General features: G+C 55.4%; 9 protein-coding genes and 1 pseudogene. 3 read left to right on the top strand and 7 right to left on the bottom strand.

The genetic code is table 11. The features are described 5' to 3' along the window. The first annotated feature begins 15 nt into the window (after nucleotides 1–15). The 3 genes and pseudogenes from DV532_RS28835 (at nucleotide 16) to DV532_RS28825 (ending at nucleotide 3,633) form a co-directional block, all read left to right on the top strand. Nucleotides 16–1,111 (top strand): annotated as a pseudogene (locus DV532_RS28835) (RNA-guided endonuclease InsQ/TnpB family protein). An 18-nt stretch (nucleotides 1,112–1,129) separates the two neighbouring features. After that, nucleotides 1,130–1,879: a hypothetical protein gene (locus tag DV532_RS28830; RefSeq protein WP_056798224.1), complete on the top strand. Its 750-nt coding sequence runs from the start codon at nucleotides 1,130–1,132 to the stop codon at nucleotides 1,877–1,879. A gap of 269 nt (nucleotides 1,880–2,148) precedes the next feature. Further along, nucleotides 2,149–3,633, top strand: a complete 1,485-nt coding sequence (locus DV532_RS28825; protein WP_056798226.1) for a prepilin-type N-terminal cleavage/methylation domain-containing protein — start codon at nucleotides 2,149–2,151, stop codon at nucleotides 3,631–3,633. A gap of 213 nt (nucleotides 3,634–3,846) precedes the next feature. On the opposite strand, the gene DV532_RS28820 is transcribed toward DV532_RS28825, so the two are convergent. From DV532_RS28820 to DV532_RS28790, 7 genes are all read right to left on the bottom strand, one after another. Further along, nucleotides 3,847–4,527 carry a hypothetical protein gene (locus DV532_RS28820; RefSeq protein ID WP_056798230.1) on the bottom strand — a complete coding sequence of 227 codons (681 nt, stop codon included), beginning with the start codon at nucleotides 4,525–4,527 and terminating at the stop codon, nucleotides 3,847–3,849. A gap of 22 nt (nucleotides 4,528–4,549) precedes the next feature. Continuing rightward, the gene (locus DV532_RS28815; protein ID WP_156675897.1) at nucleotides 4,550–5,599 is read right to left on the bottom strand and encodes a hypothetical protein; all 1,050 of its coding nucleotides are present in this window, start codon (nucleotides 5,597–5,599) and stop codon (nucleotides 4,550–4,552) included. A gap of 71 nt (nucleotides 5,600–5,670) precedes the next feature. After that, the gene (locus DV532_RS28810) at nucleotides 5,671–7,104 is read right to left on the bottom strand and encodes a hypothetical protein (protein WP_056798235.1); all 1,434 of its coding nucleotides are present in this window, start codon (nucleotides 7,102–7,104) and stop codon (nucleotides 5,671–5,673) included. A gap of 3 nt (nucleotides 7,105–7,107) precedes the next feature. Continuing rightward, nucleotides 7,108–8,541, bottom strand: a complete 1,434-nt coding sequence (locus DV532_RS28805) for a hypothetical protein (RefSeq protein ID WP_056798238.1) — start codon at nucleotides 8,539–8,541, stop codon at nucleotides 7,108–7,110. A 2-nt stretch (nucleotides 8,542–8,543) separates the two neighbouring features. Continuing rightward, nucleotides 8,544–9,431 (bottom strand): hypothetical protein, encoded by an 888-nt coding sequence (locus DV532_RS28800; protein ID WP_162949021.1) that lies wholly within the window; start codon nucleotides 9,429–9,431, stop codon nucleotides 8,544–8,546. Beyond that, nucleotides 9,386–10,006 (bottom strand): hypothetical protein, encoded by a 621-nt coding sequence (locus tag DV532_RS28795; protein WP_120715505.1) that lies wholly within the window; start codon nucleotides 10,004–10,006, stop codon nucleotides 9,386–9,388. The genes DV532_RS28800 and DV532_RS28795 overlap by 46 nt, the downstream gene beginning before the upstream one ends. 66 nt (nucleotides 10,007–10,072) lie before the next feature. Then, on the bottom strand, nucleotides 10,073–11,536 hold the full coding sequence (locus tag DV532_RS28790) for a hypothetical protein (protein ID WP_056798245.1): 1,464 nt from the start codon (nucleotides 11,534–11,536) through the stop codon (nucleotides 10,073–10,075). Nucleotides 11,537–11,806: the final 270 nt, after the last annotated feature.

Below are 11,806 nucleotides of genomic sequence, written 5' to 3'. Positions count from 1 at the left end.
TGCTACATTTCCTCCATGGAAATTACCAAGACCCTAAAACTGCGGATCAAGGACAAGCATGCCAAGGCGATGCTTGCGATGGCTCGCGACGTCAACCAGGTCTGGAATTTCTGTAACGAAACACAATTTCGCAGCCTCAAACGCTATTGCAACAAACCGAAGACCTGGCTTTCCGGGTTCGATCTGCAAAAACTCACCAACGGCTTTTCAAAATGCGAAGGCGTGACCATCGGCTCCGCCACTCAGCAGCAGGTCTGCGAAGAGTTCGCCACCAGACTTCGACAATTCAAGCGCCAGCGCCTCAATTGGCGGGCCAGCGACCGAAAATCCCCCAAATATTCGCTGGGCTGGGGTGCCCTTCAAGGCCCGCGCCGTCACCTATCGAAATGGCCAGGTGCGTTTCAACGGCATCAATATAGGCCTATGGGATTCCTACGGGCTGTCGAAGTACACCTTGAAAGCCGGTAGCTTCAATGAGGATTCGCGAGGACGCTGGTACCTCAACGTGTCGGTCAGGGTCGAGGTCGAGGAGAAGCGGGTGCCTCTTGGCTCATCGGTCGTAGGCATCGACCTCGGACTCAAGACCCTGGCCACGTATTCCCATGGCCATACCTTCGAGCCCAGGCGGTGCTACCGCGAGGCCCAGGCAGCGCTGGGTATCGCTCAGCGAGCCAGAAAAAAGAAACGGGTGCGGGCAATCCACGCCCGCATCGCCAACCAGCGCAAAGATGCCCTTCACAAGGAAACCGCCGCTCTGGTGAAAAATCATGCCGCCATCTTCGTTGGCAACGTGAACGCCAGTGCCCTGGCCAAAACCAGCATGGCCAAGTCCGTGCTCGATGTGGCCTGGACAACGTTCCGAACACAGCTCCAGTACAAGGCCATGAGGCAGGGAGTGGTGTTTGCCGAGGTCAAAGAAGCGTTTTCAACCCAAACGTGCTCGTGCTGTGGCGTTAACCCGCCCAGCAGTCCGAAAGGTAGGGCCGGACTTGGAATAAGGCAGTGGACATGCAGCAGTTGCGGCTCGGTTCATGACCGCGACGTCAATGCTGCGCGAAACATTGCCCGCCTGGGACTTCAGGCGCTTGCAGAAGGAATCCCCGCTCTTTAGGGCGGGGAGGAAGTCAACATGCTTCAGTACGAATTCAACTTGCTTGGAGCACATGTGCAGCTGAAAAGTGAGCCGCACCTGGATATTGAAAATCGGTCTTTTCAGGTCAATGCCGAGCTGCTTGACCATCCACCCAAATGGGCGGGGTATGGCACACCGGTCATTTTACGTGGCCAATATGATCTGGCCCTGCTGCAAAAACTCAAGCTGGGTGCTGTTCTGTCCGTCAAGGGTGGCTACAACTCAGCGATGACGCTGGGCGACTACGGTTACATCAATGCCTTCGCGATCGAGGCCAAGCCTGCTGCACCGAAGCGGCTTGCCGAAGTGGTACCGTTATCGACCATGAGTATCGAGCAGGGGTGTGAGTCCATTTCATCGGCGTCGGAACGGGCTGCAACTGACCGATTCATGCGGTGGGAGCTTGCCCTTAATGAGCAGGATATCTGGCTGGATCGCGTCGTCTCTCGGTTCTTGTGTGCCAACCCTGAGCATTTCGAGCAGCCTTTGCCACATGAAGACCCGCTAGATAATCCGTGGGTCAAGCTGTCCTATGCGATCCACAAGGCGGAAGAGGAGAACCCCTATATCCTGGGTTCCCCATGGATCGCGCCAAGGCCCATGGTTGAAGCCCTGGTCGGCAAGATGCTTTGTGACCGGCTGTATGAGCAAGCCAGTTTGAATCACCGGACAGTCATAGAGCATCGTCCAGGGCGCGCCTTGACCTCCCTTCGCCTAAATGAGATCGACCCCAACTGCTTAGGGTGATCCTTCTATGTGCAACTGAAACTTTTAGCAACCATTTCCATGGCTGTTGAAATTGAGGTTGCCTGCAGAAGTGCAGGGCTCTAGCAGACCAACGGTGATGAGTCGATTTATATATAAATTGACAGGCCCTGGCGCTCGAACGTACCATCTGACTATGATTTTGATTGCCATGCTTTACGCCGGGACTGGCTGTCGCAGTGAGTTTTTGCTGTCTATACAACTCCCGAAATGCACCAGTTTTTAGCCTAAAAATAAAAATGGGGAATGGAATGAGCTTTCGCCAACAACGGGGTCTGACCCTGCTGGAAATGATGCTGGTAATTGGGCTTCTGTCTGTAGGAATGCTGCTGTCCTTTTATTCCAAGCAGGCCGAGCTAGAGCAGCTCAAGGCGCAGACGCTTGGTGCCCAGCTATTCCAGTACAACAATGCTGTGCGCAATTACCTGGCGAACAATAACAGCATTGGAGCAGGTACCCGGACGGGTACTGCGTGGCTAAAAAACACCAGCTGCGGCGGCACGCTCGCCATGGGGGCAGAGTATCTTCCCTGCAGCTTCCCCGCAGCCTCCAGTGTGTCGCCTATCAAACCAGGCTTTATCAGCCTGTCCACCAGCATCCAGGTTACCGGTGTAGCTCCGAATCGCAAGATCACAGCTACCTCCGTCACTTCACCCTTCAAGATGTTGAGTGCGGGTGTCCTGCAGGTGCGATCCGACCTTGCTGGACTTGCGGCAATCACGGCAGCGGCTGGTCACCTGCCAGGCTCTACGGGGTCGGGGTTCACGACCACAACCGATGCAAGCTTCAGTTCAAACCCATTGGATGCAACCATCACCATGCTGGCCTCCAACAATGCGACGCAGGATGTCTGGCTGCGCACCGATGGGGGCAACAGCATGCATGCGCCATTGACCTTTGACAGCTCAGACAGCAACAACCGTCAGATTGTCGGTGCCTCAAGAATTCAGAATCTGGCAGCAGAAGCCTTGTACCTGGGACGAAACTCAGGGGTTGCAGCTATCTCGGGTGCAGGGGTCGTCATTGATACGAACACTGAAATTATTGGTCAGCTCCGCGTGCGCAATAACCTGATCGTGGATAATGGCGCAAACGTTGCGGGGAGTGTTGTAGCATCAGCGAATCTCCATGCGGGTGGAAATGTGACTGCAACATCGAACATTGCCGCTGGCGGAGGGGTTTCTGCGGCAACCACCGTGTCTGCCGGCACGAACGTTTCTGCTGGATCAGCACTTTTAGGGCAAATCTTCTACGATTCGAACAACACCGGGTATTACGTAGATCCGTCAGCCACCTCGAACGTCAATGCGCTGGTCGCTCAAAGTGTAAACGCACAGAGCGTGACGGCTCAAAATGTGACATCCAGGGGGCGCCTAAGCGCCAATGAATACGTGGAAATTGGTGGTGTCGCCGTGGAAGGGGCGGGGTGCGCTCCCAATGGCCTGCTTGGTCGCAATGCCAGCGGCATGGCCATTTCTTGCAAGGACGGCGTTTGGGCTTCCTCAAAGCCGGTCTTTACTGATTACCGGGCGGGATCATGCCAGTCTGGAGGTAGTTGGAATGCAAACCACTGTTTCATGGCCGACAGCACCTGGGCGACCTGCAACATGCGTGGGGGCGCAGGAATTGGCCTGGAAGAATCTGGTTATATTTACCGAGATGGCGCTGGCAACTGGTATTTCGTTGCGGTCAGAGCAAGTTGGCCGGGTGTTTTTTACTGGCACTGCCAGAGGTAAGAGAATTACCTGGAACCTCAACCCTAACTCCACTAAGATCATGATCCGTTTTACTGATCGACAACTTCAGGTGGTTCGCGATTACGCTCACGTAAAGTGTCGCAGCATGAACCACCAGTTCAATCATTTTCTCAACTGGTGGGTTGCCATCAACACCGAATTGTCAGCGCATCTGGAGTTCGTGGCAGCGCCGAGCTAGAAGAATCGACCTTTTCAACCGAAGGTTGGCTCAACGGAGCGCAGGGCGTCCCGCTGTTGGCGGGTGATGTTGCGCACGTTGCCAGGGGAGAAGCCAAGCTCAGTGACCAGTTTCACCGCTATCTCGCCATGGACATAGTGACTCATCTGCTGTTCGGTTTGTGCGTCGATGCCGTAGTTTTTTCGGTAGGCCCCAAATGCCGACGCAATCATGGTTTGCATCTCCTTTTGCTGGACAGGCTCCAGGTGTTGAGAGCGATCCATGAGATCGATGAGTAGCTTGCCGAATGGTCGGTGCGCGGGCGTAAGATCAAGCGTCTGCAAGGCTCGGCCTATGATCTTCACAGCCGCGACAGGGACTGTGTCGATTGGTGCCATGTGGATGGTCTCGTGCGCGCTTCGACAAAGCATGTCCACGGCAATGTCGACCCGTGTGTCAAGCTCGTCATCCCCGGTCTCGATTTTCACATCCGCCTGCATACCCTCACGCGTTATCAGGTGAGGGTTGTTGACCAGGTGGGCCAGGGCTACGAAGGGAGAAGAGGTGCCTTCTTCCAGGATCCCGGCATGGCTGATCTCTTTGCCAAGCAGGTCTTTCATCATGGCTTCGACGCTTTCGAAGTATGAAGGCTGATTGAGTGTATGCTCCAGGTACTGATTGAACGGAGCGAACCGCTGATCAAAGCTGAGTTTCATGGATATTGCCCTTGGATTGTGATTAAAGAGTCAGGCCGTAATCGTTTTTGGGGTCAGCGCCATTTGTGCCATACGCTTCGATCAACAGCCGGTGGACTGTGCGTTCGTGAGCCTGTTGCTCGGCCTTTTCCTGCGCGGTGGGTGACTGCGCGGCGCGGACAATTTCGCGAGTCAGTGCCACCAGTGATTCGCGGCGCTGGGCCTTTTGCTCATCGCTCATGCGCTCGAACTCCAATGCTCTTTGGGTCGCCTGGGCGACAGCCGCATCAAAGTCCAGGTCTTGAGCCTGTGGCATAAGTTTGAACATCACGTTCAGCATCGGGTGCTCTGTTGCAAGGTCGAGATGCGTGACCAGACCTTTGGCGTTCCAATCCGTCAGTGATTCGATGGCACTTACCAACTGGACAGTGTTGAGGTACTCCCGAACACCCAGGAAGTGACTGTAGATACTGGAAACCAACGTGTTGGCGGGTTTCTTCCGGTGTTCAATTTCGTTGTGCGCCACCTGGGGCAGAGATATCATCTGGTGCAGTGGTTGAGTGCGCGGTGCTTCAAGATCAGTGCCCTGGAACAGGTCGGCATCAGCCTTGTTGTCATACTCAGCCATGTGGACGTTCGGGTCATAGCCTTGACCCGCTGCTTGCCAGCCCTTGGGCACTGCATACCCAAGGGTTGGATGACGCAACCGGGCGCTACGGCAGGTGGCTGCTGAAGCGTTCTCAAAATTCCACTCCCCGTCGAGCTTGCGCGCCGCATCTTTGAGCGCCAGTGCTTGCGTCAACAGGTGCATGATGAGCTGAGCTGGCTTATCCATGACGATGGCTGTTTCCAGCGCGATGCCTGTGTAAGCCTTGGCCAAGAGTTCCTTGCGCTGCCCATGCAGGCCAGACAGTGTGCCGGCCATGCCACCGATGCTCGGATCAAAGAAGCTGCGCCAGTCATGAAATGCCCTGACCTGAAGCTGATTGACCAGGATGTCCAGGTTTTCGATGGGCGTCCATTTTAGCCGTACATAGTCGATGACCGCGTTAATTTCAGCGGTTACATCGAGGTGTTTCGAAAGAGTTTTCACGGGCATTTCTCGGTATTGTTATGCAGTTACTTTGGCACAAAACCACATTAAAGCTCAATATTGATTGAAAGTCAGAGTGATAAATCCAGCTCAAGGCGCTTTCTCAATGTGCTTTCGCTCAGTTGACCCAAGGCAGACAGATCAAAGTCGGACAGCGCCAGCACAGCCTGGGCTTGCTCGGGAATGATCGTAAACACAGAGGCGTTCAACCCCCAACGCTTCAGAAACGTATTGTTGAACTGCCGCAGCGCAGCGATTGCGGATTCGTCAATACTTGCCTTGGTTGTGGTGGGGGCAGCCGATTCGCAATGGAAATTCGTCAGGGCGCCGAGCAGCTTGGTCATGGCCGACGTGACGGTGTGGATATCCCAGACCTGTTCGGGAAGCTTCAGTTTGCTCACCAGCGACAGGCTGTTGAAGGCGTTCAGACCGAGGTGGTGCGCAGGCATGTTGGCAAGCTCGGTGAGCAGGTCATGCACCACCAGGTGTGGCGTTTCGACAAACACATCCATGTGGCCTTCAGCGCAGCCAAGGAGTGTCGGGGCTAGCACTCGGGTTGGATTAATAGGGCCTTCGTCAGATTGATGTGTGGCCGCCTGCAGGACGCCGATCTTCAACAGCATGCTCGACTGGGCGTGTTTGCCTAGGCTGAAGACTCCCCGCACAAAGCTCTTGCTTAGCGCAGCTTCTTCCAGGCGTGAAAAATCGATCGAGCGCATCAAGCGCAATGCAAATCCTGGATCAGCCTGTTCAATATCGACCAGCGCGGCATTGAGCAGTTGCGTACAGAGGGGTTGCCGATCGCCTTGAGCGCTGAACGCACCCCACATCACGCCTTCCCAAAAATACGGGCGGGTGTGCAGGCCGTTGAGGTAATCGTCGTGCAACGCGCCACTTTTTCGTAAAAACGCAACAGGGTTGCCGTCCGGCAAGAGGCTTCTGTGAGTCAGCAGATAGGGCGACTCGCTCAAGGCATGTTCAAGGGCAAATTGACTGCTTTCAAGATGATTCCCATCTCGATACCTTGCCCTTTCGGCTTCAATCAGCGCGCCCAGCTCAATCTCGGGTAGACCCGCTTCCATCGCAGCGAAGACAGCATAGCCATCGATCTTCTGAAATCCGCTGGCGCGCTGCCTCAAATGCTCCGGATCGGCCAAGGCGAAGGCTTGGATGATCCGGGAGAAAAGCTCCTTTTGCCCCCAGTTTTCACCATTGGCTGTGTAGAGGTTGAAATCGTCTGCATAGGTTTGCCTGCGAAAATAGTCACCCAGGTCGAACGGGTGCTGTTTCAACACTTTTGAAGCCGTGCCCAGCTGCGCACCGCTGCACAGGGTCACGAGAAACGGCACTGCATCTCCTGGCGCGTCGATGCCCAGGGGCATGCCGTTGCGATAGATTTCCACGCAGCAATCAGCGGCAAACGGGCTTGGGAGGGCATCAAACCCCTTGGTCTTGATGTGCTGCTCTATCAATGCGCAGCCGGCTTTGTGTTCTTCAGCGCTCATCGCTTACATCCCCAGATCCATTTCCAGTCGTTTGGTCATAATCGCCTCGCGATCCACCTTCAGTTTGTGCACGTCCAACCCCCAGAGCACCAAATCCTCGCGATGGTGTTCACCCAGCCTGGCGAGGGCCTGATAGTCGAGAAAGGGTTCCAGCAGCGGCATCAGTGCCCGCATCGAGGCGTTGATTTCCTCGTAGAGCGGATCAAGCTCCGCGATCACCCCCTGAGGGGCGATCTTTAAGGTTTGGAACTGCTGCAGGACGTACGTGCAATACTGCCTGGCAAGGGCTGGGCTCACCACCTGTTCTACCTTGTCCATTTTGCCCAGAAGGCCCCATACCAGAAACTGACTCAATGGAAGGTTGTCAGGCGCGGCGCGCATTTGCGAATGCATCACCCGCTCATAGATGGAAGCCGGATCACTGGTGAGTGCATGAAACAGCCTGTGAAGGTGCGGGTGCCTGCTGTATACGCGTTCAACCCGCACGCTGTCCTCGATGCTGAAGCGAATAGAACTTCCGTTCGTAAGGCTGCCGAGAACCATGGCAGCAAAGGCTGGCTCACTCAATGTGTCGCCGAGGCCTGACAACAAGCCTTCTTCAAGCATTGCCTCATACAGGAAATTGGTGTTGTAGAGTGAGAGCGATTCCGACATGACGTAGGAATCCAGTGCCAGCAAAATGGCAGGGCGATGATCAGGCTCCCACGGCGCCTTATTCGCAAAGAACAGTTTTCTGGCTGCGGTGCCTGGGTCGAGGTTTGTACACAGCAGCAGGGTCTGCCAGAAGTGGTTGTGCCCGAACCTTCCTCGAATCATGTCGCTGCTCAAGCCGCCGCTGCGCTCAATGAAGGTTTCAATGGATCTGTTGGGCAGGTGGGACATGTCCACCAGGGTTTCAGTCGTCCCGCTCATCATCTGCATTGTTTTGATGCTGGACAAGCAGGGGGGTAGGCCGGTCGGGCCAAATGAAAGTTGGTTGAGCGCTTCGGTTGCCCCGGTATGGGGTGAGTCAATGACCAGCCCCGCCGCCATAAACACCGGCGATTGCCCCATCCACAGGCTGATCTCCCTGGCAGCAGCCTCACACTCCCCGTGGGCCAGATAAAATGCCGACACCATTTTTTGCAGGAAATTGAGGTGGTCGAAGGATGCATTGGCTGTACCCGATACCCCCTGTAGCCATGGCAGCTCCTCCAACGTCGGATCAAGCCACGCTAGCTCGAAACCCAGCTCCTTGACCATCACCGCCATTTCACTGGTTTCAAAACCCAGGTGCATGGCGTTGAGGAAGGGCGCCAGGTGTTCGGGGTATTGGATATACCGCTCGCCGATCTTTATCGCCATGGGGGCGTCTGACAACCCGAGCCTTCGGATGCGGTACAGCTCATCCGTGCGTGTAGTTGCCAGCACCCGCTGGATCGCTTCAGGTCTGTTCATGGTTAGAGCCCCAGATCCATTTCCAATCGTTTGGTCGCCACCCGGCCCTCGACCAACCCCAGCTCCTTGATGTTAAAGTCCCACAGGATCAGGTCTTCGCGCTGCTGCTCAGGCAACTCCTTGAGTGCGGTGTAATCCACCAGGTGTGCAAGTCGCTTGCCCAGCTGACGCATGGATTGGCCAATGGCGTCGTAACAAAGCTCAAGTTCCGGGGTCTGTTGGTACCCTGGATAACGCAGGGTTTGGAGCTGGGACGCCATGTGTGTGATGTAGCGCGTGGCCACGTCGGGGTCAATGACCTGACGACCCAGCTGGGCGTCTTTGAGTTTGCCCCACAACATAAAATGACCGAGAGGCGCTGCAATGGATGAGTCGTGCATCTGGGAGAGCATGATTCTTTGGTACAGGGTGCCGGGGTCTTCGAACATTTTCCTCAAGATGGCCTCAGCCTCCGGCAGGGATGTGGCAAAGGTCATGTGGTTGTTCGCCAGCAATGACTGGCCTGCCTCAATCATGTCTGTGGAGAGGAGCTCGATGACAAATGCCTCTTCCGACAGCAGGGGGCTCAACGTGGTGTGCTGCAGCTGGCAGAAGAGATGCTCATAAACCTGGAGGCCGTTGATGCCATCCAGATCGTCAAGGGTGCTGCACTCAAGGGCTAGCAGCATCTGTTTGACCTGGGCTGGTGAGTGGCCCAAATGAACTGAAAGCACATGATCGAGCATGAGGGTCTTCATTTCATCGTCAGTGCTCTGTGCAATCAGCTGCTCCCAGAAAAAGCCTGAGCCCATCCGTTTGCGCAGGACATGGTCACTGAAAGCCCCGGTGAGCTCAAAGAAATCGGTTAGTGAGCGGTTGGGCAGAGGACGGGGTGGGTGGTGTTCAAGCACACCTCGGCCACATCAATGGCAGCTGTGTCGATCAGTTCAAGGTCGAGCCCAGCGGCGACTTGCTCTGCCTGCTCATCCATCAATGCTTTTGCCGACAGTTCAGGAATCCCCAGCGACATCGCGGCAAGCATGCGCGTGCTGGTGCGGCACAGCCAGGTCTTGGTTGCCGCCAGGGCCGCGTCGGGGTCGGGGCTGGCGACGTTGTAAGCCAGGGCGATCTGCTGCAAAAAGACGATGCCGTCGAAAAGGCTGGAGTCGACAACATCCGGGTCGGGGGTCTTGTACTTCCCCTGCTGGCGGCCAATAGCCCACAGATTGCCTTGATCAAATCCCCGGTCGACATCCATCAGGTTCAATTTCAAGGCGGTCATCATCGCCCCAATGGCGTGCGGCGCGTACCCCAGGTGGGCCGCAGCGAAAAGCGGCATGATGCGGTCAACCAGTTGATAGCCATTGTCTTCGCTGTCCAGGTTGACAGGGTAGAATTCATCGGTGAATTCGGTTTCACAAAGTAGTGGCAAGGCACCCAGGCCCTTGTCGCGGAGCAGCTTGTGAATTTTGGGGTAAATGATCATGTGTAATCTCGATAGCTCGCAGGTTTAGTGGCCAGGTCAAAGGCAAGTGATGGGGCATCCTGCCCATCAGAGGCCCATGTCACGTTCCAGGGATGCGCTCAAGGACTTTTCAGTGGGTTCCGGGATCAAGCTGATGTCCAGCCCCCAGCGCACCAGATGGTCAGCAATGGTGTCGCTGCGCAAATCAAGCTTCGTGGCGTCCAGCGGCATGGTTTGCGAAACCTCCCTGATCCAGTGGCGCATCCCCTCATCAACCATGCTGTCCATCATGGACTTGTATTCTGGCACTTCCCCCTCCATCTGGAACGCTTCGCCCACCCTGGCGAGCTTTGTGAGATAGGCCTCGAATGATCCTTTCTTCACCAGCTGCCGAGGCAGATCCAGCTTGCGCAAAATGTAGGGTACGCTCAGGTGATGGAACCCGATGTGGTCATCCGGCATCTCCAACGTCTCATCAATGACGGACTGGAGTAATCGGCGCCCCTTGCTGACGAACAGCGCCTGCAGCTCCAGGCAATGTGGCCCGGTTGCAGGATCGCCGCAAAACAGATCCTGGGGTTTGACTGGCTGATCCGAGAAACGCAGGTAGTTGCGGGTCAGGCTCAGCCCAAATGTCACTTTGCTGGCGTATTCGCGCATCGGAGTGCCTCTGATCCACTTCAGGACATCTTCGACCATCACATGATAGTCGTGTTCCTGTTCGGTCGTGTCCATGGTGATATTCGAAAGCATCATCCTGACCTTTTCGCTGTTCAGCGAAAGGTTGAGTGGTGTGACCAAGTCGTCCAGCATTTTGCGCTGGAATCGGTATGTTTTTTTGGTTCGTGATGCCAATATCGACTCCCAGCATGAGTTCTGATACAGGGTCTTTTTTAGAACGTGAGGGTTCCAGGCGCCGGCCTTCTCCAGGAACTCTGCAATTGAGCGATTGGGTAAATGCTCCGGGTGGTCAACGAAGATTGCCAGTTCAGCAATCTGGGATTGCAGTGGGAGGTTCCAGTTGAAATCACCTGTTTTAGCCCGCTTGAATTCGGTCTCCATCAGGGCATTGGCAACTCCGGTGCTGCTGCCTGCCGCAATATAGGCCAATGCGATGCCACTGTGGTCGAAATTATCGGTGAAACTCCTTTTCGCCATCTGAGGATCGAGGATTTCGAACGCTTCAACCATTTTGGAGGCCAGCACGCGGCCATCGACTCTTTGCCCTGAAACGGACGGTATTTTTTCGTCGTTATAATCGATGTCTGAGATGTACTCGACCGGGTCGATATCAAACGTGTTGGCGATCTCGGCCAGCGATCGCGCAGAGAAATCATGCAGTACCGCGATCATGAACGGCAGGTGCCGGGTCTTGGGGTAGTAGCCCCAGGATTCCTTGTTAAAAAAGAGCTCGACGGACTCTTGATCAGTCGCAAGCATCGCATCAATCAGGGCCAGATTGGTGCAGCCAAAGGCGCTGAAGTGCTCGCTGATGCGAGCCGACAACCTGGCGCTTGTTTGGGTGTAGTCTTCCGCTTCTTCGTTGGTCATTGGATCGGTCTCATGGTGAGTGCTTGCCAGGTGGGGCACAGCCCGAGAAGACGATCAGTCCCGGTCAGGAGGTGTTGGCGCACGGCAAAGGTCTATAGCTTGAGCATAACGTTGGCATGGTCGTCCTGAAAACGATTTTCTGTCCTGTTTGTCCACAAACCTGTGCGCCAATCCCTGTTTCCGATAGGGGGGCTGCAACCAACGGCGTGGGGGTTGGATTGACATCGAGCGATTTATGCGTATATTGGTGCTGGGTGAAGAATCCCTCAT

The sequence above is a fragment of the Pseudomonas sp. Leaf58 genome (genome assembly GCF_003627215.1).
Taxonomy (GTDB): Bacteria; Pseudomonadota; Gammaproteobacteria; order Pseudomonadales; family Pseudomonadaceae; genus Aquipseudomonas.
This window is presented reverse-complemented; position numbering and strand designations above follow the sequence as displayed.

Excerpts from the sequence above, each read along its gene's own strand:
- DV532_RS28830 (WP_056798224.1), top strand. The coding sequence starts at position 1,130 with ATGCTTCAGTACGAATTCAACTTGCTTGGAGCACATGTGCAGCTGAAA.
- DV532_RS28825 (WP_056798226.1), top strand. The coding sequence starts at position 2,149 with ATGAGCTTTCGCCAACAACGGGGTCTGACCCTGCTGGAAATGATGCTG.
- DV532_RS28820 (WP_056798230.1), bottom strand. The coding sequence starts at position 4,527 with ATGAAACTCAGCTTTGATCAGCGGTTCGCTCCGTTCAATCAGTACCTG.
- DV532_RS28810 (WP_056798235.1), bottom strand. The coding sequence starts at position 7,104 with ATGAGCGCTGAAGAACACAAAGCCGGCTGCGCATTGATAGAGCAGCAC.
- DV532_RS28805 (WP_056798238.1), bottom strand. The coding sequence starts at position 8,541 with ATGAACAGACCTGAAGCGATCCAGCGGGTGCTGGCAACTACACGCACG.
- DV532_RS28795 (WP_120715505.1), bottom strand. The coding sequence starts at position 10,006 with ATGATCATTTACCCCAAAATTCACAAGCTGCTCCGCGACAAGGGCCTG.
- DV532_RS28790 (WP_056798245.1), bottom strand. The coding sequence starts at position 11,536 with ATGACCAACGAAGAAGCGGAAGACTACACCCAAACAAGCGCCAGGTTG.